Genomic DNA, 26,608 nt, shown 5'->3' with positions numbered 1-26,608 from the left:
TACAAAGAGAGGTTAAAAGGGCGTTTAAACCACTAAATTAACGAGTTTATTTGGTACCACAATTTCTTTCTTGGTCGGACCGGTCAAGAATTGTTGAACTTCTGGTAAAGCTTTTGCCAGCGCCAATAAGTCATCTTTAGACATATCAACTGCGACGTCTAACTTACCACGAAGTTTACCATTCACTTGTACAACAATCGTTTGTGTATTACGGGTTAATGCCGACTCATCCACTTGCGGGAATTCAACTGTAGTGAGTTCCAGACCAAACTGGGTCAATAAGGTTTGACTTAAATGTGGTGCAAATGGTGCAAGCAAGGTGAGGAGCGTGGTAATCGCTTCACGTGCGACAGCGGCATCATTATCATCTTTCGCTTCAAACTTGTTGCTGGCATTGAGTAATTCCATCAAGGCTGCAATTGCGGTATTGAAGGCATGACGACGTTCGATGTCATCACCCACTTTCTGGATGGTTTCATGGGTTTTACGACGTAAATCCTGCGCATCTTTAGAAAGGTTTGCAGTATCAATTGCAGTCGCCTGATTGCCTTTTTCAAGGAAACCTGCTGCTAAACGCCAGACACGTTTCAAGAAACGGTTTGCACCTTCTACACCCGCATCTGACCATTCCAAAGATTGATCTGGTGGTGCTGCGAACATCATGAACACACGTGCAGTATCTGCGCCGTATTGATCAATAATGGCTTGTGGATCAATGCCATTGTTTTTCGACTTGGACATTTTTTCTTGTCCGCCGATGACAACTTCCTGACCGTCACCTGAATATTTTGCAGACAGGATACGACCTTTCTCATCGCGTTCTAATTCGATATCGGCAGGGTTAAACCAGGTTTTCTTGCCATTCTCCGCTTCACGGTAGAAGGTATCTGCCAGCACCATGCCTTGAGTGAGCAAGTTGGTAAATGGTTCGTTGCCTTGTACCACACCTTCATCACGCATCAATTTATGGAAGAAACGTGCATACAGTAAGTGCAGAATGGCGTGCTCTACACCACCGATATATTGGTTCACAGGCAGCCAGTTTTGAGCCGCTTCAGGTTTGACCATACCGCCGGTAAAGTCTGGTGATGCATAACGTGCATAGTACCAAGATGACTCTACGAAAGTATCCAGGGTATCTGTCTCGCGACGTGCATCGCCGCCACAGCTTGGACATTTGGTTTCATAGAACTCAGGCATTTTATTCAATGGGTTACCAGAACCATCTGGAACCACATCTGTCGGTAAGACTACTGGCAATTGATCTTCTGGAACCGGCACCTGACCACAACTGTTACAGTTGATCATCGGGATCGGACAACCCCAGTAACGTTGACGAGAAACACCCCAGTCACGTAGACGGAATTGAACCTTCGAATTTGCCAAAGCTTGTGGTTCTAATTTTGCAAGGAAGGCATCGAAAGCTGCCTGGAATGCTAAACCGTCAAACTCGCCAGAATTAACCAGTTTGCCTTCTTTCGAGCCATACCATTCTTGCCATTCAGTTGCAGAATAATCTGCATCGTCAGCACCTTTGGCATCAATCACTTGCTTGATTGGCAAGTTGAATTTATTGGCAAATTCAAAGTCACGTTCGTCATGGGCAGGCACCGCCATGACTGCGCCAGAACCATAAGACATCAACACATAGTTGGCGATCCAGACCGGAAGCTGTTCACCGGTTACAGGGTGTTTTACAAACAAACCTGTGGCCATGCCTTTCTTTTCAGCAGTGGCTAAATCCGCTTCTGCGACTGAACCCATGCGGCATTCTTCAATAAATGCAGCCAATTCAGGGTTGCCTGCTTCTGATTGGAGGGCAGCAGCTTTCAGCGCAAGTGGGTGTTCTGCTGCAACCGCAACATAGGTTACACCCATAAGTGTGTCAGCACGCGTGGTGTAAACGGTTAAGCCGTCAGCATAGATTTCAGTATTGGCAGACGGGAAGGTGATTTCCATCCCCGTCGAACGGCCAATCCAGTTACGTTGCATGGTCAAGACCTGTTGCGGCCAGCCGTCTTGCAAGGTATCGAGATCGTCTAATAATTCTTGTGCATAGTCGGTAATGCGGAAGTAGTACATTGGAATATCGCGTTTTTCTACCAATGCACCTGAACGCCAGCCACGACCATTTTCAACTTGTTCATTGGCAAGAACAGTCTGGTCGACCGGATCCCAGTTTACGGTTGAAAGCTTACGATAGATCAAGCCTTTTTTATAAAGCTGTACGAATAACCATTGTTCCCAGTGATAATACTCTGGGGTACAGGTTGCAAATTCGCGATCCCAGTCGACAGACAAGCCCAATTTTTTTAATTGGTCACGCATATAAGCGATGTTTTCAAAGGTCCATTTGGCCGGCGCAACCTGATGTGCAATCGCTGCATTTTCAGCAGGCAAACCGAATGCATCCCAACCCATTGGCTGCAGGACAGTCTCGCCTTTTAAACGATAAAAACGGCTGATCACGTCACCAATGGTGTAGTTACGCACATGCCCCATGTGCAGCTTGCCACTTGGGTAAGGGAACATCGACAGGATATAGCGATGCTTGCCCTCTACAGTGTCTGCAACTTTAAAAACTTTGCGATTGTCCCAGTCTTGTTGAACTTGGGGCTCAATGGCACTTGCTTGATATTCGGAGTCAATGTGAGAAGTCGTCATAGGGATATGCGATACAACAAAAAAGTAAAGTTAAGATTGCTGCACAGCATAGCGCAAAATTGCAGGAAATGTCAGTTTTTAGATCGGGATTTTATCTGCAAGCGTCGCCAGCTTCAGGCCAGCTTGCAGATCGCCACGCCGTTTAATAGGCAGATTGCGGGGCGTTTGCTGGTGGCGTTTGTGGTTTGGCGCTATTGGCGGGTACTTCGGGTTCAACTTGAGGTACTTGGGGTGCAGTATTCGGGCTAGTCGTTGCATTATCCTGCTGAGATGGATTCTGTTTCACCGAATGACTGCTGCCATAAGTCGAAACTTTATCCAGTCGTTTGGCACCTTTCGGTGGTGGCGTGGTGGTGTAATGGGTCGAGCCCTTGGCATCCATCCATTTATAATATTGCTGGGCCTGATTGTGGCTGGAGCACAGTAGTAGGGTTGTTATTGCCAGTGTGTATAAGCTTGATTTTAAATAAGATGATGTCATATTTGATCTCCCCAAGAGAATGCTGTTTATATTCGATCAAAATGCTGGATTGAGCTGTTTACAATGCCTATTTTTCCTTAAAAAGAAAACAGTTTTTTGACAAAAGGCACTTTAAAAAGACCAAATTATTCTGTGAAATGTGTTTAAAAAAACAACAGCTAAAAAATATTCGTTAAAAACCTTTTCTTTGTTCTTGACTTTGCTTATGAAAGAAACAAGAATGCTTTCTTAAGTTTTATATGCGCTTATTTGATCACCCTTCGAATAAATGTCATGGCTTGTAATGGACATTCTTTCTAGCCGAGAGAATGATTTTTTGAAATGTGCTTATCCCAGCATATTTTGATTCGAGATGTCATCAAGTTTATACGGCTGATGAGTCTCAGAAAATTTTTCCTATTACAGCAAAAACGAGTAGAATACGCACACTTATAAGAAGTGCAAAAGTTAATGAATAACACACAATTTATGTCTCCCATAAATTGTGCTAACACTAGGGTGAATCACGTTGGAACTTTTATCTGGTGGTGAAATGCTCGTTCGTGCCCTCGCGGACGAAGGCGTAGAGCATGTTTTTGGGTATCCAGGCGGCGCTGTATTACATATTTACGATGCGCTATTTCAACAAGACAAAATTAACCATTACCTCGTTCGTCATGAGCAAGCTGCTGGTCATATGGCAGATGCATACTCACGCGTCACGGGTAAAACTGGTGTAGTACTGGTCACTTCAGGACCAGGCGCGACCAATACCGTCACTCCAATTGCTACAGCCTATATGGACTCAATCCCGATGGTGATTCTGTCTGGTCAGGTTGCCAGCCATCTGATTGGAGAAGATGCGTTCCAGGAAACGGATATGGTCGGTATTTCTCGCCCAATCGTAAAACACAGTTTCCAGGTGCGTCACGCTAGCGAAATTCCTGCCATTATCAAGAAAGCATTTTATATTGCTGCCTCTGGCCGTCCGGGTCCGGTTGTGGTTGATATTCCAAAGGATGCCACCAATCCGGCAGAAAAATTTGCCTACGAATATCCTGAAAAAGTGAAGATGCGTTCATATCAGCCGCCTTCACGTGGTCATTCAGGTCAAATCCGTAAAGCGATTGATGAACTGATTTCTGCAAAACGCCCGATCATTTATACCGGTGGTGGTGTGGTTCAGGGCAATGCGTCTGGTTTATTGACTGAGCTGGCACATTTACTCGGCTATCCAGTGACCAACACTCTGATGGGCCTTGGTGCTTTCCCGGGCAATGATCCACAGTTCGTGGGCATGTTGGGCATGCATGGTACCTATGAAGCCAATATGGCGATGCATAATGCCGATGTAATTCTGGCCATTGGTGCGCGTTTCGATGACCGTGTAACCAATAACCCTGCAAAATTCTGTACCAATGCGAAAGTGATTCATATTGATGTAGACCCTGCAACCATTTCCAAGACCATTATGGCGCACATCCCGATCGTGGGTGCAGTAGAGCCGGTACTTCAGGAAATGCTCGCGCAGTTGAAACAGATGAATGTTTCAAAGCCAAACCCTGAAGCAATTGCAGAATGGTGGTCTCAGATTAATGAATGGCGCAAAGTTCATGGCTTGCGTTATGAAGCAGGCCAGAACGGTGTCATGAAACCACAACAAGTGGTTGAAGCACTGGATCGCGTGACCAATGGTGAAGCGATTATTACTTCTGACGTTGGTCAGCATCAAATGTTTGGTGCCAACTACTACAAATACAAACGTCCACGCCAGTGGATCAACTCGGGCGGCTTGGGCACCATGGGTGTTGGCTTGCCGTATGCGATGGCTGCAAAGCTAGCATTCCCTGACCAGCAGGTAGTATGTATTACTGGTGAAGCATCAATCCAGATGTGTATCCAGGAATTATCGACCTGTAAGCAATATGGCCTGAATGTAAAAATCCTATGCTTGAATAACCAGGCACTGGGTATGGTGAAACAGTGGCAGGACATGAACTATGAAGGACGTCATTCAAGTTCTTATGTAGATTCATTACCTGACTTTGCCAAGTTGATGGAAGCTTATGGTCACGTTGGCATTCAGATTAACCACGCAGATGAGCTGGAATCTAAATTAGCTGAAGCGATGGCGATTAATGATAAATGTGTATTCATTAATGTCATGGTTGACCGTACTGAACATGTCTACCCGATGCTGGTTGCTGGTCAGTCCATGAAGGATATGTGGTTAGGTAAAGGGGAGCGTACATAATGAGACATATTATTTCTGTACTCGTTGAAAACGAGGCGGGTGCGCTTTCTCGTTTGGTGGGTTTGTTTTCTCAACGTAATTACAACATTGAGACACTGAATGTTGCACCAACCGAAGATGAAACCTTATCGCGTTTGACCTTAACCACCTATGGTGATGATCACAAGATTGAGCAGATCACCAAACAACTCAACAAACTGGTTGAAGTGGTAAAAGTGGTCGATCTGTCTGAAGGTTCACATATTGAACGTGAATTGATGCTGATCAAGGTTAAGGCATTGGGTGCTGCGCGTGCGGAAATTAAACGTACAGCTGACATCTTCCGTGCGCAAATCGTGGATGTTACACCGACGACCTATACCATTCAGATCGCAGGTACAACGGACAAGATTGATGGTTTTATTGATGCACTGGCAGAAAATACCATCCTTGAAGTGGTGCGTTCAGGTGTATCTGGTATCGCACGTGGCGAAAAAGTTTTAACAATTTAAAAATCTCCCCCAATCCCACTTTAAAAGTGGGTGTAACACCTGAAAAGGTGATCTGGGGGAGCCAACAAAAGATCTGTCCTTGCAGAACAAGGGAAATGACAACAATTTTAGCGGAGTAAACAGATGCAAATTTTTTACGATAAAGACTGTGACTTATCTATCATCCAAGGCAAGAAAGTTGCAATCATTGGTTATGGTTCTCAAGGTCATGCACATGCACTTAACTTGAAAGACTCTGGCGTAGACGTAACTGTTGGTTTACGTGCCGGTTCAGCATCTTGGAAAAAAGCTGAAAATTCTGGTCTTAAAGTATCTGAAGTTCCAGCTGCTGTAGCGCAAGCTGACTTGGTCATGATCCTGACTCCAGATGAGTTCCAATCTCAACTTTATCGTGACGTGATTGAACCAAATATCAAAGAAGGAGCAACTTTAGCATTTGCGCATGGTTTCTCTATTCTTTATAACCAAGTTGTTCCACGTAAAGACTTAGACGTGATCATGGTTGCACCAAAAGCACCGGGTCATACAGTACGTTCAGAATACCAACGTGGTTCAGGTGTTCCTGACTTGATCGCAATCCATCAAGATGCTTCTGGTAATGCACGTAACGTTGCACTTTCTTATGCTTCAGGCGTAGGTGGTGGTCGTACCGGTATTATCGAAACTTCTTTCCGTGAAGAAACTGAAACTGACTTGTTCGGTGAGCAAGCTGTTCTTTGTGGTGGTGCAGTTGAACTGGTTAAAATGGGCTTCGAAACTTTGGTTGAAGCGGGTTATGCACCAGAAATGGCTTACTTCGAATGCTTGCACGAACTTAAGTTAATCGTTGACTTGATGTTCGAAGGCGGTATCGCTGACATGAACTATTCTGTATCGAACAATGCAGAATATGGTGAATATGTGACTGGTACTGAAGTGATCAACGAACAGTCTCGTGAAGCAATGCGTAATGCATTGAAACGCATTCAGTCTGGTGAATATGCGAAGATGTTCATTCAGGAAGGTGCGTTGAACTATCCATCGATGACTGCTCGCCGTCGTCAAAACGCAGCACATGGTATCGAAGTAACAGGTAACAAGTTACGTGCGATGATGCCTTGGATTCAAGCAAACAAGATTGTTGATAAAGAGAAAAACTAAGTTTTAGTTTAATCTTTAAAAGCCCTTGTTTGTACAGGGGCTTTTTTATTGGATAATCATATGCTGCGTGCGTTAGCGAAGCATAGCTTCACTCTTGCGCAGGGGCCTTACGAAGCGCTGCTTCTCATGCTTTTCTATTTCCCTGCTCCTTGCGTAAGAAGAAAGTAATACTTTCTTAAACCTTACTCAGGATTCAAGCGAACAAAATTGTAGATAGAGAGAAGAACTAATTTCTCGAATCAATTGATTTGAATGCGAAGACCCACTCTATTTGAGTGGGTTTTTTATGTCTATCTTTACGTGCCTCAAAAAGATGAAAGCAGTACTTTCATCTTTTTTCGTACCTTGGATTCAAGCGAATAAGATTGTAGATAAAGAGAAAAACTAAGTTTTAGTTTAATCTTTTAAAAGCCCTTGTTTATGCAAGGGCTTTTTTTATGCGATGTAAATGACAGGTGTTGCATCCGAAGTAAAAAATCAGATGAATGCAGTTTGAGATTTAAGCATTTTTATGAGAAAGTTTAACCATGCTCCAGCACAATAATGCCTTAAGATTTTACGGAATCTGGGCGATTTAAAAAACAGTTCCAAATCCAAAAAGTACCCTGCAAAAAGCGTTAGTAAAAATAAATTAAATTTTCAATTAAAAAGTAGAAATAAAAAATAAGGCTTTTCATCGGTTTGAAATGTTCACCTGCTTTTATTCTATTGATTTATAAAGTGAAAAGGACTTGACCTTATGCCAGATGATGCTATTGTTAAGGAAAGTTTATGAATGTCAAATTCATCGCTTTTTTGAGTGTAGAAGGTCGTTCGGATTTCGAGCATTTTTGCTCATCAAATAAAAAAAAGTACTGAATAATCATGGAAGTCCTTTATGGTTCACGTTGATTACGATAGCACATTGGTCATCGTTTCCATTTTGGTTGCAATAGCGACATGCTATGCGGCAGTTTCAATGGAAGAACTCGTTTTTAAAGTTGCTTATAAAAAATTTGAAAAAAGCATTTTAGTGGCGAGTGGCTTAATCTTAGGATTAGCGATATGGTCAATGCACTTTGTGGGAATGCTGGCTAGCCATTTGCCAGAAGGGTATCGTTTTGATGTGAGTTTAACCATACTGTCCTATCTGGTCGGTGCTGTGGCTTCCATTTTTGCGGTATGGCTTACTTCTAGGCCGACCTTGCCTTTACCTCGTCTCGTACTTGGCGCTGTTTTTATGGGCCTCGGCATATCGGGCATGCATTACACCGGCATGCTGGCATTAATGGTTGAACACCACCGGATGCATTATGACCCTCTGCTGGTGATCTGCTCGGTGCTGATTGCGATTAGTGGTTCGGGCTTAAGTTTCTTTTTTATTTTCAAATATAAAAATGCAATAAAATACCGTACCTTACTTAAAGCAACCGTTGCTATCCTGATGGCATTCAGTATTGTCGGCATGCATTATACCGGCATGGCAGCCACCTACTTTGATGAAAGCCTGGCACAAGTCCTGACCTCGGACCAGACTCAACAAAGTGTTTTACTGTTTACCATTATTTTTATTACCAGTCTGGTTTTTGTCGCAGGTTTTGCGGTCGCGGTGCTAGAAGCGCGTCTGGAAGAGCGCAATGAACAGCTCACAAAGATGAATAAAGAGCTGGCTACCCAGTCGCTACATGATGCGCTGACAAAATTACCGAACCGTTTATTCCTCACAGATTATGCTGAAGTGGTGTTTAGCCACCATCGTTTGCACGACCAAAAAGCGGCATTTCTCTATATCGACTTAGACCGTTTCAAGTCTGTGAATGATGCTTTTGGGCATCATATCGGCGATCAGTTGCTGATCCAGATGGCAAACCGTCTCCATAATAAATTAGACAATAGCCGCCATAAGCTGTTCCGGATTGGTGGCGATGAGTTTGTTCTCATTGCCGAAAATACCGATATCAATGAGGCGATGCAGCTTGCTGAAAATCTTCTGCACTACATTCAGGAAACCTATTTAATTGCGACCAAAGATATCAATATCTCTGCCAGTGTCGGGATTGCCATGTATCCAGAACATGGCACCAATGTACAGGACATTTTGATCAATGCCGATGTCGCGATGCTGATCTCGAAAGAGCAAGGCCGCAATACCTATACCATGTTCCATTCCATGTCCGATCAGCAGGATGTGCGCAGTCAGTCCAAATTGATTAACGATCTCTATAAAGCGGTCGATGAACAGCAATTTGTGTTGTTTTACCAGCCCAAATTTACCGCCAGTTATGAAGTCTGCGGTGTCGAAGCCCTGATCCGCTGGAAGCATCCAACGCTGGGATTATTAACACCACAAATGTTTATCGATGGGGCAGAAAAAACCGGTTTGATTATTCCGATGGGCTATTGGGCGCTCGAACAAGCCTGCCAGCAAATCCAGAAATGGGAACAAAATAACAGTGCCTTCTACCCGATAGCCGTCAATCTGTCTGCACTGCAGTTTGAAAATAAAAAGCTGTTTAGCGTACTGGAACAACTGTTAGAACAGTATCAGATCCAGCCACATCATTTAATTCTTGAAATTACCGAATCGACCGCGATGCATCATATCGATTCCAGTATCCGCACCTTGGAACGCTTACGTAAACTTGGCATCCGGATTGCCATTGATGATTTCGGGACAGGCTATTCCAGTTTCCTGTATTTAAAAGATTTACCGGTGGATGAGCTTAAAATTGACCGCGGTTTTCTCATTGACCTGCAGCCTAATTCCAAAGAAGAAGCGATATTGGAAAGCATTATCCATCTGGCCGCAAAGCTGGGTTTGATCGTGACTGCGGAAGGGGTAGAGACTCAACAACAGGCGGATATCCTGACCAGCTTAGGCTGCCATCAGTTACAAGGTTACCTGTTGGGTACACCGGTCAATGTCGAAAGTCTGGTGCTGCATCGTCAGCAGCATTTTGCCTGAATTAATGATATGAGCTGCTCGGTTTGTTAAAACCTTACAGCCTGATCTTGCAGAATTTTTTTTAATCCGAACGTTGCGCTAACCATTGGGTCACCACTGGCCAGACGGAATGCGGTGCCTGATTGCCTGAAACCAGTCCCATATGCCCACCAGGAACAATTTCAAACTGTTTATCGGTACTGCTAATCAAATCCATCAATGGGCGCACTGCCTCGGCAGTGACAATGATATCGGTACTGCCGCCCACCGCCAGCACAGAACAATCAATCTCTTTTAGATTCGCCGTTTGTTCCCCGAATTTCACGGTTCCTGTGGAAAGTTCATTATCAATCCAGAAACGTAAAATGATATCGCGCATGACGCCGCCCGGATAGGCCAGCATATTGTCTACAAAAGAACTTGAAGTTGCGTGATTGATCACAAACTGGCGGTCATTCAGGTTTTTAACCAGTTCCCAGTAATTCTTAAAGTTACCAATCGGATCGGTGAGTTTAAATCCCAGCGTATTTTGCCAGCCGTGGATATGGAAAACCCGGCTTGGCACTTGATAAATCCGGAATTTGGTGTTGCTGCGGATCCATTGTGCCGGTGCAGTCAGCTTCTGATAAAACTTGCCCATATAGCCTGATTTATGGGTGTTAATCGGCGAAGCCAGAATCACCATATTCTGAATATTTTTATCCTTAAACAGCGAGGTATAACACAGGGAAAGTGCACCACCTAAACTCCAGCCATACAGGGAAAGCTGCTGCTGACCACTGTGCTGGCGAATCTTTTCAATAAAGTCGGGCATAAAGGTTTTGACATAGGTACCAAGATTATAGCGGGCCTGTCGCAAGCTAGGCGTACCCCAGTCAATCAGATAAACGTCAAAGCCCTGCGCCAGAAAATAACGGACCAGACTACGAGTTGGGAATAAATCATAAATCAGCATATTGGCTGCAAGCGGCGGCACAATGACTAAAGGAATCCGGTGTTTTATGACGCTACGGTCAGTGCTGTAGTGACGTAGGCTGATAATTTCACGCTGATAGACGATCTCAAAAGGAGTCTTGCCTGACAGGGCCAACTGTTGGCCACGGAAGACACGATCTACAGCATTCGCCAAGATATGCTGGGCTTGCTGACGCCTGCGGCTATTCAAAATTCGTTGCACCGCTTGAGTCGTGATAAGAGGTCGTTTCGCTTTTGGCAATTGAGTCATTGTGAACCTAAAACATTAAGGTGTTGCACTATTGGGTAGCGGCATATTAGAAGAAAAACGTGAATAGCTCAGTGACTCATTTGCTTAACTTATCTACCGAAATGATCAATTTTCTATAAAAAATATGAGCGTAAGCGGTAAAGTACTTCGACTAAATAGGAAATATACGATCATCGCTTGGGCTATAAATAAATCCGTGTTGGTAGAATTTATACTTCCTATTGCCAATCTAGTGTTCATTCAAAGAGCTGGTTGCTTTAAGTACTTTGTTAAATATTAATAATGATATTAGAGCTGAGTATTTGCTATAAACTGTATTAGAAGGGAATGGTTAGATTGAAGTGTTTTTATAACTATATAAAAGGCAAGTATATTATTAAATTAAGATGTATTGTGAGAAGTCTTAAATTTTATAGGCAATCGTTGGTATTTTCTGGTTGTTGGGTTTAACGTTTATTTTTTATCAAATGGTTTAAATAAGGTATTGTAATGGTTTTTATTTCAAAGAGATCTAATAGAATCCTGGTGAATATAGGTGAAGCTAATATGGTAGCTGCAGGTTTTTATATTTTTTCTTTGAGCTTCTACCAAAATATAAGTTAACTAAGTAAGGTGATCAGAATTTTAATTGAATATTTCCTAGATTAGTGAGTAATGCTGTCAGACTTTTTCAGGTAATAATCTTTAAACGAAATTCTTTGTTCACGAATATACTCGCTTGGTTTTTTACCTGTCCAGCCAATAAATGCTCTTGAAAAAGCACTAATATGGCTATACCCCAGTAAATCAGATATTTCCTGAATATTTCGGTTTGAATTAATTAGTTTTTTAGCCAGTTCAAATTTTTTGAATTGTAATAAAGATGAAAAGGTTGTATTTGCATTAGATAGTTCCCGCTTTAGGGTTCTTTCTGAAACTTTTAGTTTTGTGGCAACATCCGTTAAGCTTGGGAAGCCGATACCGGGTATAAATTTAAGATGCTGGTTAACTTTTAAAATAATCTTGTTATCCTGATCTTGATAGAAAAGATATTCCTTATTAACGAGTTCCATGGCAATTAGATAGGCACTCGGTGAGCTAAAGGTTAGGGGTAGATCTAAGCATTTGATATCAAAACTTATTTGATTGTATTCTTTGTTGAAATGGATGAGCGGAAGACGCTTTTCGTAGAACTGGTGATAATCATCTTGATCCCAAGTGACATCGACATTTAAACCCGATAAGTTGTAATTGGTAATCAGCTGTAAATTGGTAACAATGTCAATTAGAGCACTTTCAATAAAAAATTTATTAATAATATTCTTTTTACTTTCATTAAGATGGCTTGGAAGATGGTAAATAGGGGTTAAACGCATAATGATTTTATCATTTTTGTTTAAAATGGAGAGGTCCATTTTGTGTATGCGCATATTATAATATTTTTGCAAGTCTATTAAGACTTTTCCAATGGTGTTGTTTGTGAGTAAGGCAAAGCCTAATGCCCCATGTGAGGTCAGTTTGCAGTTAAAACCAAATTGATAGCCGAGACCCTTTTCCGGTAAAAGCTCTATAAGACGAATAACAATTTCGCTCCATTGGGTAAAGCTCATACGGTCATTTTGATTGGTCTCGGTGAGCATTGATAAAGGGATTTGACAATATCTGATGATTTCGCCTTTAGGAACGCCAAATTTGGAAGCGGTGTCAATAAGGATTTTTAAATAATCATTATGAATATTAAGTAACTGTTTTTTCATAGCAAAAATAAAATATTAACCTAAGTATACTTATGCATCAGATTATTATATTTTTTGTAGTTTTTATATTTTTACAAAATAAAGTCCCATTATGTTAACTATTGGTGAAATATATGTTTGATAATATTCGTTTTGGGAATATTAAGCGGGGAATTATAAAAAAAAGTATTAATTGTTAAAAAAAATCACTGATTGTTAAACGTGTTTGGGTCGAATTTATTTAAATTTTATGTGCTTGAATTCTCTTTATTAGGCATATAGCAATGAATAAGATCTATCGCTTGGTCTGGAACAAAAGTCTGAATTTATGGACTGTTGTTTCAGAAAATGCGCGGGGCGTAACCAAAAAACGCAATGTAACGACAAATACCGCAGTTACAACCACAACAAACTCTACTAATAATTATCAAAAATATCAGAATTATCAACCTCTACCAACTATTCTTGCACTTACCCTGAGTTCAATCTTCTTTAGCGGCGGCGCGTTTGCAGCAGCCAATACAGGCGGCGGGACTTCGAACAATGACACCAGTATGGCAATGTCGCCAACTGCTGCACAATGCGGCAATGGTGTTGGGCAGGCCAGTGTCAGCGGTGCGGGCGGGGTTGCGATCGGGTGTGGTACTACCATTAGCGGGACGGATACCACTTGGTCACAAACATTAAATAACCGCCGAGGTACAGGCTCCAATAATTACCCAACAGGCGCGACAGGCGTGACCGGGGCTTCTACCGCTGTTGGTAAAAGTAACCGGGTTACAGGCGGTGGTGGTGCTACCGTAGTTGGTAATGCCAATGTTTCTGATGCCAATGGTATGTTCCATAATGTAGCGGTTGGCCAAGGTAACCGTACAGGTGGTACAGGTTATAACACGGCTTTGGGGATCGGTAATGATATCTCGGATAGTGCAGCCGTTGGTAACGTTGCGATTGGGGTAAATAACCGTACAAGAGGTGATACTTCAATTGCCATTGGCCGTGGCAGTTGGGCTGATGCAAACTTCTCGATTGCTCAAGGTAATACCGCGACAGTTGCTCAAGGGGCCACAGGTGGTATTGCATTAGGCCTTTCGGCGACGACTCGAGGACAGCGTGGTATTGCGATTGGTAGTAGTACGGGCAGTCAACAATATGATGCTGCAACTGCACCAAATGCAGATGGTACGGATTCGGTCGCAATTGGTACAGGCGCAAAAGGTACTGGTAACCAGACTACGGCAGTCGGTCGTCAGGCCAGAGCAACAGGAAATAATTCATCAGCTTATGGCAATCAGGCCAATGCTAATGGCGTTTCCTCTGTTGCCATGGGGGATCAGTCACAGGCACAAGGTGATAATGATATTGCCATTGGCCGTAACGCAGCCACTGCAAGTGGTAGCAGCAATAATATCGCGATGGGTAATGGCGTGACCACAGGCGCGACTGGTCAGAACGTTGCCATGGGTTCAGATGGTACTACCGCCAACTCAAGAACAGCCAATGGTGGTGCGGTTTCTATTGGTCGTGGTCAAAGAGCCTCAGGCGATGGTGCAGTGGCGATTGGTGATCCGAACGTTTCCAATGGTGATGGTGCAGTTACACTCGGTCGAAACAACACCGCAGCAGGCGATGAGGCTGGAAATACCGCAGCAAACGGTGCTGTCGCAATCGGTAATGAAAACAAGGCGATTGGTCAAGGCGCTGTGGCTCTAGGGAATACTTCGACAGCAGCAGAGGCAGGTTCTATTGCCTTGGGTGACTCTGCCAATGCTCAGGCAGCGCGCGGTGTTGCACTCGGTTCCAATGCTGTGGCGACCAATGCTGATGATGTGGCATTGGGTGCAGGTAGTCAAACCTCAACTGCAACAGGTGAAGGTTTCTTAACAGGAACAGCAGCGCCAACTTCGGTCGTTTCAGTGGGTACAGCTGGCAATGAACGTCGTATCCAGCATCTTTCTGATGGTTCAGAAGATACCGATGCTGTGAATGTACGCCAGTTAAAAGCTGTAAAAGATATTGTGGATGAACAGGGTGAAACCACAGCCAGTGGCTTAGGTGGTGGTTCAACCTATGATCCGGACACAGGCACTGTTTCTAATCCAACTTATAATGTGAATGGGACCGAGGTGAATAATGTCGGCGCTGCAATTACTGAGCTGGACAAAGGCTGGACCTTGCAAAGCAATGGCGCCAATGATGGCGCAGTTCGAGCAGGCGATGTGGTTGATATCGGTACTGCAGATGGCGAAGAAAACTTACAGGTGACGAAAGAAGGCAATGACATCAAGTACAGCCTGAACCGTGATCTGAAAGTGGACAGCGTCACCGCAGGCGATACGGTCATTAACAATGATGGTATGACCATCAGCGGCGGCCCAAGTGTAACCAAGTCAGGCATTGATGCGGCAGGCAATACCATCAGTAATGTTGGACCAGGTGTTGCAGGAACTGATGCCGTCAACAAAGATCAGTTAGACACAGCTGCGGCGGCATCGAAAACTGAGGTCACACAAGGCAAAAACATTAGCGTGACCAAAACCACAGGCGATGACGGACAAGACATCTACAACGTTGCAACTGCGGATGATGTTGAATTCAACACAGTCAAAGTTGGTGACGTCAATATTGATGGTGCAACCGGCAAGATCAGTGGTGTTGCAGCAGGTGATGTCAATCCAGACTCAACCGATGCGATCAACGGTAGCCAGTTAGCCAACAATGCACAAAGCGTTGCGGATGCTTTAGGTGGTGGTTCAACCGTGAATCCGGATGGCACCGTAACCAACCCAAGCTATAACATTAATGGCACAGATACCAACAACGTTGGCGATGCCTTGGCAGAGTTAGACAAAGGCTGGACCTTGCAAAGCAATGGTGCCAATGATGGCGCTGTGAAAGCCGGCGATGTAGTTGATATCGGTACTGCAGATGGCGAAGAAAACTTACAGGTAACTAAAGAAGGTAATGACATCAAGTACAGCCTGAATCGTGATCTGAAAGTGGACAGCGTGACTGCAGGCGATACGGTCATTAACAATGACGGCATGACCATCACGGGTGGCCCAAGTGTAACCAAGTCAGGCATTGATGCTGCAGGCAATACCATCAGTAATGTTGGACCAGGTGTTGCAGGAACTGATGCCGTCAACAAAGACCAGTTAGACACAGCTGCGGCGGCATCGAAAACTGAGGTCACACAAGGCAAAAACATTAGCGTGACCAAAACCACAGGCGATGACGGACAAGACATCTACAACGTTGCAACTGCGGATGATGTTGAATTCAACACAGTCAAAGTTGGTGACGTCAATATTGATGGTGCAACTGGCAAGATCAGTGGTGTTGCAGCAGGTGATGTCAATCCAGACTCAACCGATGCGATCAACGGTAGCCAGTTAGCCAACAATGCACAAAGCGTTGCGGATGCTTTAGGTGGTGGCTCAACCGTGAATCCGGATGGCACCGTAACCAACCCAAGCTATAACATTAATGGCACAGATACCAACAACGTTGGCGATGCCTTGGCAGAACTGGACAAAGGCTGGACCTTGCAAAGCAATGGCGCCAATGATGGCGCAGTTCGAGCAGGCGATGTGGTTGATATCGGTACCGCAGATGGCGAAGAAAACTTACAGGTAACGAAAGAAGGCAATGACATCAAGTACAGCCTGAATCGTGATCTGAAAGTGGACAGCGTGACTGCAGGCGATACGGTCATTAACAATGACGGCATGACCATCACGGGTGGCCCAAGTGTAACCAAGTCAGGCATTGATGCTGCAGGCAATACCATCAGTAATGTTGGACCAGGTGTTGCAGGAACTGATGCCGTCAACAAAGACCAGTTAGACACAGCTGCGGCGGCATCGAAAACTGAAGTAGAAGCTGGCAAGAACATGACGGTTGAAAGTGCAACAGGTGATGATGGTCAAACTATCTATACCGTTGCAACCGCTGATGATGTTGAGTTCAACACAGTCAAAGTTGGTGACGTGAATATTGATGGTGCAACCGGCAAGATTAGTGGTGTCAGTGATGGTACGGTTGCAGCAGGTTCTACAGAAGCTGTCAACGGTGGACAATTACACGGCGTTGCGGACAGTGTGAAAAACTCGATTGGTGGAGAAACAGTATTGAATCCGGATGGATCAATCAGCACCAGCAATGTGGGTAACACGGGTGAGAACAACATCCATGATGCGATTAATTCAGTCCGTGGTGCAGCAGTAGCGGCGAAAACCACCGTGACAGAAGGCGACAATATCGTTGTAACCGAATCGAAGAATGCAGATGGCAGTACCAACTATGAAGTTGCTACAGCTCGTGATGTTGATTTCGATACAGTCAAAGTCGGTGACGTCAATATTGATGGTACAACCGGCAAGATCAGTGGTGTTGCAGCAGGTGATGTCAATCCAGACTCAACCGATGCGATCAACGGTAGCCAGTTAGCCAACAATGCACAAAGCGTTGCGGATGCTTTAGGTGGTGGTTCAACCGTGAATCCGGATGGCACGGTAACCAACCCAAGCTATAACATTAATGGCACAGATACCAACAACGTTGGCGATGCCTTGGCAGAGTTAGACAAAGGCTGGACCTTGCAAAGCAATGGTGCCAATGATGGTGCAGTTCGAGCAGGCGATGTGGTTGATATCGGTACCGCAGACGGTGAAGAAAACTTACAGGTAACGAAAGAAGGCAATGACATCAAGTACAGCCTGAATCGTGATCTGAAAGTGGACAGCGTGACTGCAGGCGATACGGTCATAAACAATGATGGTATGACCATCACAGGTGGCCCAAGTGTAACCAAGTCAGGCATTGATGCGGCAGGCAATACCATCAGTAATGTTGGTCCAGGTGTTGCAGGAACTGATGCCGTCAACAAAGACCAGTTAGACACAGCTGCGGCAGCATCGAAAACTGAAGTAGAAGCTGGCAAGAACATGACGGTTGAAAGTGCAACAGGTGATGATGGTCAAACCATCTATACCGTTGCAACTGCGGATGATGTTGAATTCAACACAGTCAAAGTTGGTGACGTCAATATTGATGGCACAACTGGCAAGATCAGTGGTGTCAGTGATGGTACGGTTGCAGCAGGTTCTACAGAAGCTGTCAACGGTGGACAATTACACGGCGTTGCGGACAGCGTGAAAAACTCGATTGGTGGGGAAACGGTATTGAATCCAGATGGATCAATAACCACCAGCAATGTGGGTAACACAGGTGAGAACAACATCCACGATGCAATTGATTCAGTCCGAGGGGCAGCAGTTGCAGCGAAAACCACAGTGACAGAAGGTGACAATATCGTTGTAACCGAATCGAAGAATGCAGATGGCAGTACCAACTATGAAGTTGCTACAGCTCGTGATGTTGATTTCGATACAGTCAAAGTCGGTGACGTGAATATTGATGGTGCAACTGGCAAGATCAGTGGCGTTGCAGCAGGTGATGTCAATCCAGACTCAACCGATGCGATCAACGGTAGCCAGTTGGCCAACAATGCACAAAGTGTTGCGGATGCCTTGGGCGGTGGTTCAACCGTGAATCCGGACGGAACTGTGACTGCGCCAAACTACACTGTGAATGGTACAGACCTGACCAATGTTGGTGATGCGATCACTGAACTGGATAAAGGCTGGACCTTGCAAAGCAACGGCGCCAATGCAGGTGCTGTGAAAGCGGGTGATACGGTTGATATCGGTACTGCAGATGGCGAAGAAAACTTACAGGTGAGTAAAGAAGGCAATGACATCAAGTACAGCCTGAACCGTGACCTGAACGTGGACAGCGTCACCGCAGGCAACACGCGTCTGGATAATACCGGTGTTGAAGTCAAGGATCCTGTAGGTAATAGCACGTCAATCGTTGCTGGTGGCACCATTGTCAAAGATGCGCAAGGTAACACGAATGCGAATACTGCTGCAGGAACAACCATCAAGAATGCCCAAGGTGATACTACACTGATTAATACCACAGGCATGGCCTTTACTGATGCTGAGGGTAATCGAGTAGGACCGAGTGTCAGCCGTACAGGTGTTGATGCGGGTGGTCTCAAAGTAACCAATGTCGCAGAAGGTGAAGTTGCCGCAGGTTCGAAAGATGCAGTCAACGGTGGTCAGTTGAATGATACAGCCGATTCTGTTGGCGATATCCTTGGTGGAGGTGTTACCAATGAAGGTGGCAAGCTGAATGGTCCATTCACAGTGAATGACAAAGGCTATGACACGGTTGCTGATGCAATCAAAGCTGAAACTGCTGCTTCAAAAACTGAGGTAGAAGCTGGCAAGAACATGACGGTTGACAGTAAAACAGGTGATGATGGTCAAACTATCTATACCGTTGCAACTGCTGATGATGTTGAGTTCAACACAGTCAAAGTTGGTGACGTCAATATTGATGGTGCAACCGGCAAGATTAGTGGTGTCAGTGATGGTACGGTTGCAGCAGGCTCTACAGAAGCTGTCAACGGTGGACAATTACACGGCGTTGCGGACAGCGTGAAAAACTCGATTGGTGGAGAAACAGTATTGAATCCGGATGGATCAATAAGTACCAGCAATGTGGGTAACACGGGTGAGAACAACATCCATGATGCGATTAATTCAGTCCGTGGTGCAGCAGTAGCGGCGAAAACCACCGTGACAGAAGGCGACAATATCGTTGTAACAGAATCGAAGAATGCAGACGGCAGTACCAACTATGAAGTTGCTACAGCTCGTGATGTCGATTTCGATACAGTCAAAGTCGGTGACGTGAATATTGATGGTGCAACAGGAAAAATCAGTGGTGTTGCAGCAGGTGATGTCAATCCAGACTCAACCGATGCGATAAACGGTAGTCAGTTGGCCAACAATGCACAAAGCGTTGCGGACGCCTTGGGCGGTGGTTCAACCGTGAATCCGGACGGAACTGTGACTGCACCAAACTACACTGTGAATGGTACAGACCTGAGCAATGTTGGTGATGCGATCACTGAACTGGACAAAGGCTGGACCTTGCAAAGTAATGGTGCCAATGCAGGTGCAGTGAAAGCGGGTGATACGGTTGATATCGGTACCGCAGATGGCGAAGAAAACTTACAGGTAACGAAAGAAGGCAATGACATCAAGTACAGCCTGAACCGTGATCTGAAAGTGGACAGTGTGACCGCAGGCGATACGGTCATTAACAATGACGGCATGACCATTACTGATGGCCCAAGTGTGACCAAGTCCGGCATTGATGCAGGCGGTAAAAAGCTGACCAATGTTGCCCCTGGTACAGTCAGTGCAGACTCAACCGATGCCATCAATGGTAGCCAGCTCCATGCGCAAGGCGAAGGTGTCAAGAATATTATTGGCGGTAATACCCAATATGATCCAAACACAGGTCGTTACACCAACCCGGATATTGGCGGCACAGGTGAAGACAACATCAATGATGCCATTGGTGCAGTAGGCGCTGCTGCCAAAGCTGCGAAAACCACAGTCACCGAAGGCGACAACATGGTGGTAACGGAGACCAAGAATGCCGATGGCAGTACCAACTATGAAGTTGCCACAGCCAAAGACGTCAAGTTCGATAGCGTGACCGCAACCGATGACGAAGGCAACGAAACCGTACTGACGGCCACAGGTACCCAGGTCAAAGACGGCGAAGGCAATGAGGCCGAATATGGTGCCAAAGGCATTAGCCTGAAAGATGCTGATGGTAATGGGACTGTTGTGAACTCAACAGGTCTGGGCTTTGTTGACCCAATGGGCAACAACATTGGACCAAGCATTACTGCCAAAGGCATTGATGCAGGCAACACCGTGATTACAGGTGTGGCACCAGGTCGAGTTGCAGCTGATTCGCAAGATGCAATCAACGGTAGCCAATTAAAAAGTGTGTCGGATAGTGTTGCAGGAGCCATTGGTGGCAACACCACGGTGAATCCGGACGGCACGCTCAACACCAGCAACATTGGTGGAACAGGAAAAGACAACATCCATGATGCGATTGGTGCAGTAGGCGATGCAGCGAAAGCAGCGAAGTCTACGGTGACAGAAGGCAAAAACATTGTTGTGAAAGAAAGCAAGAATGTGGATGGCAGCACGGACTACGAAGTATCGACTACACCAGATCTTGAGGTTGACAGCGTGACTGCTGGAGGCACCAAACTGGATGGAGAAGGCTTACATATCGATGGTGGTCCAAGCGTGACCAAAGACGGTATCGATGCAGGTGACAAGAAAGTTACCGGTGTAGCGGATGGAACAATAGCAGACGGCTCGAAAGATGCGATCAATGGCGGACAGCTAAAAGACGTTTCTGACAGTGTTGCAGGCGCAATCGGTGGCAATACTACGGTTAATCCAGACGGCACCATTAACACCAGCAACATTGGTGGCACAGGTCATAACAATATCAATGATGCGATTGGTGCGGTCGGTGATGCAGCTAAGGCAGCTGGCGAGGCAGCCAAGGCAGCGAAGTCATCGGTAAGCAATGAAGACAAAAACATCACTGTAAAAGAAAGCAAGAAAGCGGATGGCAGTACTGACTATGAAGTTGGTCTGGCAAAAGACATCACTGTAGATAGCGTTACTGCAAAAGATGTAAATGCAAACCAGGTCAATGTTGCAGGTGACCAAGGTAGCACAACCATCACGGGTGGCGGCATCAGCATTGCTGGACCAAACGGCGAAGCAGGACCAAGCATGACTACGGGTGGCATTAATGCAGGTGGTAAGAAAGTGACTGGCGTGGCAGATGGAGCAATTCATAGTGCTTCAAAAGACGCAATCAATGGTAGCCAGTTACACCAGTCTTATCAAGATGTTGGCGCAGCCTTAGGCGGTGGTGCAGGTTATGACCCAGAGAAAGGCTGGACAGGACCGACCTACAATGTTGCGGGCGGTACCCATAACAATGTTGGCGATGCCTTAGGTGCAATTGATGATCGTGTTACCAATCTAGGCGATCAGATGCAACAAGCGTTCTATGACACCAATCAACGTATTGATGATGTCAAAAAACGTGCGAATGCGGGTGTTGCAGCAGCAATGGCACTCGAAACTGCACCATATCTTGCGGGTAAATATACCTATGCAGTCGGTGCAGCCTACCATGGCGGTGAAAATGCTGTGGGTGTAACGCTACGTAAGACTGCAGACAATGGCCGCTGGTCATTGACAGGCGGTGTTGCGGCAGCATCACAGGGTGATCCAAGCTTCCGTGTTGGCGTAAGCGGTTCATTTGACTAATCATTCATTAATAAAGGGAAGGGCCTAGGCTCTTCCTTTTTCTACAATAATTAAGAGAGGTACTTATGAATAAGATTCAAGCTTTCATGATTATGGCACTTGCGGGTATTGCTTTCACCAGTCAGGCAGAAACTCAGGGTGAAGTCGAGTTAACCCAAGCTCAAGAAATTACTTTTCCGGAGATTAATAAGAGTTATCTCAAGCTGGTGAAACGTTATGAATATAACGATGTTGCCCGTTTAGATATCGGTATGAATAAAGATCAATTCCGTCATATTCTAGGTAACCCGCATTTTAGTGAAGGTGTATTTGCGGTAAGAACCTGGAACTATGTGCTGGATATTCGTGTACCGAATACACAGGATTATAAGCGCTGTCAGTTACGTATTGATTATGACAAGAATTATATCGCCGAGCGATTATCTTGGAAAGGTGAAGAATGTCAGGGCTTAATGACGTGGGGGGTAAATAATGTTGTTCCAGCAGTTTTACCTGCTCCAGTCCAGACTGCGCCACAAAGCGCGACGATTTTCTTTGCCTTTGACCGTTCTGATGCCGGGTCGATAGAACCGGCTTCATCTGATCTTGCGGGCGTTATCGGTGCGATCCAACAATCACAAAATCCAGTGGTGGTTTCAGGCTATGCCGACCGTTTAGGTCAGTTTGGCTATAATCAACAGCTCTCTGCACGTCGGGCCAATACGGTTGCCCAGCTTTTGACTCAGCAAGGGATTGATCCTGCACGTATACAGGTTGAAGTGAGTGGTGAAACCAGTACTTATCAGCAATGTACCGGTCAAGCACGTAATACCGAACTGGTAGAATGTCTGGCGCCAAATCGTCGAGTTAATATTCGATGGTAAGCTAGCTTAAATATCAAAGGGCACGTCTGAGTACGTGCTCTTTTTTTTGCAGAAATATAGCAGTTTTATTGAAAGTCTCAGGAAAGCATATTTTCTACAGCAATGAAATAATCCATTCTATTTAAGATTGTAATTTTAATAAGTTATTTGAAGATTCATTTAAAAAAAGAGTATGAAAAAACGCTAATCATTCAAGATTTAAGGGACTGTTAATAATCAGGATAGAAGGGTCTGTTTAAAAAATAATATCCGTCCTTTGGCTAAAATATCAGTGCATTTTATGTGAATCAGGTCTTTAAAATCAGTGTTTTTGTTGATGGGTGCTCGTCCCATTATGTATTTAAAATATTCCTATAATGGTTTATTTTTTGCCCTGTAACAAAAAAGGGATTTGTATTTATAAAAAACTAAAGCAACTGTTAAAAAGTTGTATTAAGTGTTAAATAACTGCCTATTTTTTTATCTAAATTAGACTGTGCTTAACTAATAAAAAAGGCACAGCTCATGAATAAAATATATCGTTTGGTTTGGAATAAATGTTTAGGTTTATGGACTGTTGTCTCGGAGATTGCCCGAGGTACAACCAAAAAACGTAATGTAACGGTCTATACCGTTTCAGCCCTAAAACCTCCCTCTTCAAATTCTGCTTATACAAAATTTAATTTTACCCCAACCCTATTGGCAGCTGTGATCAGTGCCACGTTTTGGAGCAGTTCTGCCTTCGCCGGCTATGAGGCGGGTGGCGGCAGTACCAACAATAACTGTACTGAAACCAATGTCGGGAGTGGGGCTAAATCACCGAATAGCGTAGCTGTTGGACCAAATGCCTGTGCGCCGAATGCAAGAGCTATTGCAATCGGCCAAGGGGCTTCTACACGTCCAAGCAATGGCCAAGTTAATAATCAGAGTATCGCTATTGGTGCCAATGCAAGAGCTAGTGGTGATCAGGCGGTTGCCTTAGGTGCAGATGTGGTTGCCCGTGGTGACTCCTCGATTGCGATAGGCGGTGATGATGTCGACCGACTGGCCAATAATGCGACTGTAGCGCGAAAATATAATGAAATTACAGGCTATACCGCACAGGCAGGAATTTATATTCCAACACAAGCAGGACATGGTTCGGTTGCAATAGGTGCAATGGCCGATGCTTCAGGTGACCTGTCTACTGCTGTGGGGATTGCTTCAAATGCCAGAGGCGATGCTTCGACCGCTTTCGGGATGGGGAGCGTATCTACGGGGCGTGGTTCGACCGCCTTTGGTACGGTAGCTCTTGCTGAGGCTGATGGGGCTGTTGCAATGGGCCTGAACTCGGTATCTCGAGCAAAAAATGCGGTGGCCATTGGTGCAGGCAATGAGTTGGAAGGCGGAGCCCATGCCGATGCTGAAGATTCTATTGCAATTGGCCGGAAAGCGCAGACAAGTACAAAAGAGTCGATTGCGATGGGTGCGGGCAGCAGTGTGACGGGAACCAATACCAATCTCGGACAACAATTAGGCAACCGTCGTGGGGGGGATGCAGCCAATCCTTACCCAACAGGGGGTACCGTACCGACCAGTCGAGGCACAGCCATTGGCCAGCAAAATGTAGTTTCAAATGCAGGGGGCGGAACCGCGATAGGGAATGCCAATGTGATCGATGGAGGCAACTTTCATAATGTAGCGATTGGACAAGGGAACCGTACCGCTGGACAAGGCTATAACACGGCACTTGGGGTCGGTAATGAGCTGATAGAGGGCAACTCGAATATTGCCATCGGGATCAATAACCGGGCACGTGGTAATACCGCTATTGTGATGGGCCGTGGCTCAAATGCTGATGCAGATTTCTCGATTGCCCAAGGTAATGTCGCAACAGTTGAACAAGGTGCAGCCGGTGGTATTGCCTTGGGTAACTCGGCAACCACCAAGGGACAACGTGGGATCGCGATAGGGAGTGGAACCGGCGGTGCAAATTATGATCCAACCACAGCAGCCAATGCCGATGGTACGGATTCGGTCGCGATTGGTACAGGTGCAAAAGGCACAGGCAATGAATCCGTTGCGGTCGGCCGGCAAGCAGTTGCTTCTGGTGACAAATCAACAGCCTTAGGGGAGCGTGCACAAGCTGTAGAAAGTGGTGATGTAGCCTTGGGTCAGGAAGCATATGCCGAAGGGGGTGTACGTGATGGCGTCGTGTATTCAGCCACGGCTTTGGGTCATCAGTCCCGTGCGCAAGGTGAAGATGCCTTGGCTTTTGGTAATAATGCCAAAGCCACCAATGATTATGCGGCTGCGATAGGGAGTTATGCCGAAGCAACAGGACAGAGTAGCCTGGCAGTGGGTGATTCATCCAAAGCCAGTGGTGATTTTTCCAGTGCTTTCGGTAATGGTACCGAGGCTTCTGGGGTTGAGTCGATTGCCAGTGGTAATTTTGCCAAAGCCACAGGTGCAGCCTCAAGTGCTTATGGGACATTGGCAAATGCTTCTGCTGAAAGAGCAACCGCGCTTGGGACCTTGACGCGAGCAAGTGGTCGGGAATCCACGGCTGTAGGCTATGATGCAGAAGCTTCGGGTGAAGCCTCTTTAGCAAGTGGTCGTAGTGCTACCGCAGAGGGCGAATCCTCGATTGCGCAAGGTGATGGGGCGCAGGCACGAGGTGCTAACGATATTGCCATGGGGCGTAATGCAGCCACTGCAAGTGGAGGCAGCAATAATATCGCGATGGGTAATGGCGTGACCACAGGCGCGATAGGTCAGAACGTCGCGATGGGATCTGGCACAACTACTGCAAATTCTGCATCAACCGCGGGTGGCGCAGTTGCGATTGGACGTGACCAGAAAGCTACAGGTGATGGTGCAGTTGCGATTGGTGACCCGAACGTTGCCAATGGTAATGGTGCGGTTGCCACAGGTCGAAACAATACTGCAGCAGGGGATGAAGCAGGCGATACGGCTGCCAATGGTGCTGTCGCAATTGGTAATGAGAACAAGGCGATTGGTCAAGGTTCAGTGGCTCTAGGAAACACCTCGACAGCAGCAGAAGCAGGTTCTATTGCCTTGGGTGATACGGCCACTGCTCAGGCAGAGCGAGGCGTTGCGCTCGGTTCCAATGCTGTGGCGACCAATGCTGATGATGTGGCATTGGGTGCAGGTAGCCAAACCTCAACTGCAACAGGTGAAGGTTTCTTAACAGGAACAGCAGCGCCAACTTCGGTTGTTTCAGTGGGTACGGCTGGCAATGAACGTCGTATCCAGCACCTTTCTGATGGTTCAGAAGATACCGATGCTGTAAATGTACGCCAGTTAAAAGTAGTAAAAGATATTGTGGATGAACAGGGTGAAACTACAGCCAGTGGCTTGGGTGGTGGTTCAACTTATGATCCAGATACAGGTACTGTTTCAAATCCAAGCTATAACATCAATGGCACAGATACCAACAACGTTGGCGATGCTTTGGCAGAGCTGGACAAAGGCTGGACCTTGCAAAGCAATGGTGCCAATGATGGCGCTGTGAAAGCTGGTGATGTGGTTGATATCGGTACCGCAGATGGCGAAGAAAACTTACAGGTGACGAAAGAGGGCAATGACATCAAGTACAGCCTGAACCGTGATCTGAAAGTGGACAGCGTGACTGCAGGCGATACGGTCATTAACA

General features: G+C 45.6%; 11 protein-coding genes. 7 read left to right on the top strand and 4 right to left on the bottom strand.

Going from position 1 to position 26,608, the window contains the following annotated elements:
* Nucleotides 1-24: 24 nt before the first annotated feature.
* Complete coding sequence (gene leuS, locus MSG93_RS18150) at nt 25-2,664, bottom strand: leucine--tRNA ligase (RefSeq protein ID WP_279696753.1); 2,640 nt, start codon at nt 2,662-2,664, stop codon at nt 25-27.
* Between the two features lie 142 nt (nt 2,665-2,806).
* Nucleotides 2,807-3,145, bottom strand: coding sequence for a DUF4124 domain-containing protein (locus MSG93_RS18145; RefSeq protein WP_005283283.1), 339 nt, complete (start codon nt 3,143-3,145; stop codon nt 2,807-2,809).
* Between the two features lie 508 nt (nt 3,146-3,653).
* Between MSG93_RS18145 and MSG93_RS18140 the strand changes: the two genes are divergently transcribed.
* The 4 genes from MSG93_RS18140 to MSG93_RS18125 all read left to right on the top strand — a co-directional run bounded on the left by MSG93_RS18140 (nt 3,654) and on the right by MSG93_RS18125 (nt 9,953).
* A complete protein-coding gene (locus tag MSG93_RS18140) occupies nt 3,654-5,378 on the top strand; it encodes an acetolactate synthase 3 large subunit (RefSeq protein ID WP_005228620.1) in 1,725 nt (574 codons plus the stop codon).
* Nucleotides 5,378-5,869, top strand: coding sequence for an acetolactate synthase small subunit (ilvN, locus tag MSG93_RS18135; protein ID WP_004804329.1), 492 nt, complete (start codon nt 5,378-5,380; stop codon nt 5,867-5,869). The genes MSG93_RS18140 and ilvN overlap by 1 nt, the downstream gene beginning before the upstream one ends.
* 123 nt (nt 5,870-5,992) lie before the next feature.
* Nucleotides 5,993-7,009, top strand: a complete 1,017-nt coding sequence (gene ilvC, locus MSG93_RS18130) for a ketol-acid reductoisomerase (protein ID WP_004659026.1) — start codon at nt 5,993-5,995, stop codon at nt 7,007-7,009.
* An 877-nt stretch (nt 7,010-7,886) separates the two neighbouring features.
* Nucleotides 7,887-9,953 carry a putative bifunctional diguanylate cyclase/phosphodiesterase gene (locus MSG93_RS18125; RefSeq protein WP_005228621.1) on the top strand — a complete coding sequence of 689 codons (2,067 nt, stop codon included), beginning with the start codon at nt 7,887-7,889 and terminating at the stop codon, nt 9,951-9,953.
* A gap of 61 nt (nt 9,954-10,014) precedes the next feature.
* On the opposite strand, the gene MSG93_RS18120 is transcribed toward MSG93_RS18125, so the two are convergent.
* Together MSG93_RS18120 and MSG93_RS18115 are read right to left on the bottom strand one after the other, a co-directional pair.
* Nucleotides 10,015-11,157 (bottom strand): alpha/beta fold hydrolase, encoded by a 1,143-nt coding sequence (locus MSG93_RS18120; protein WP_324622850.1) that lies wholly within the window; start codon nt 11,155-11,157, stop codon nt 10,015-10,017.
* Between the two features lie 644 nt (nt 11,158-11,801).
* Nucleotides 11,802-12,893 (bottom strand): helix-turn-helix domain-containing protein, encoded by a 1,092-nt coding sequence (locus MSG93_RS18115; protein WP_324622849.1) that lies wholly within the window; start codon nt 12,891-12,893, stop codon nt 11,802-11,804.
* Nucleotides 12,894-13,156: 263 nt separating this feature from the next.
* Here MSG93_RS18115 and MSG93_RS18110 point away from each other — a divergent pair, with 263 nt between their 5' ends.
* From MSG93_RS18110 to MSG93_RS18100, 3 genes are all read left to right on the top strand, one after another.
* Nucleotides 13,157-22,111 (top strand): ESPR-type extended signal peptide-containing protein, encoded by an 8,955-nt coding sequence (locus MSG93_RS18110; protein WP_324622848.1) that lies wholly within the window; start codon nt 13,157-13,159, stop codon nt 22,109-22,111.
* A gap of 65 nt (nt 22,112-22,176) precedes the next feature.
* Nucleotides 22,177-22,974 (top strand): trimeric autotransporter adhesin/peptidogylcan-associated protein TpgA, encoded by a 798-nt coding sequence (tpgA, locus tag MSG93_RS18105; protein ID WP_324622847.1) that lies wholly within the window; start codon nt 22,177-22,179, stop codon nt 22,972-22,974.
* Nucleotides 22,975-23,478: 504 nt separating this feature from the next.
* A partial coding sequence (locus MSG93_RS18100) for an ESPR-type extended signal peptide-containing protein (protein WP_324622846.1) occupies nt 23,479-26,608 on the top strand: 3,130 nt, incomplete at its 3' end.

The organism is Acinetobacter sp. IK40 (assembly GCF_035615075.1).
Lineage (GTDB): Bacteria > Pseudomonadota > Gammaproteobacteria > Pseudomonadales > Moraxellaceae > Acinetobacter > Acinetobacter courvalinii.
Note: the sequence above shows the minus strand (reverse complement) of the source record. Positions and strands in the feature narration are given on the sequence as shown.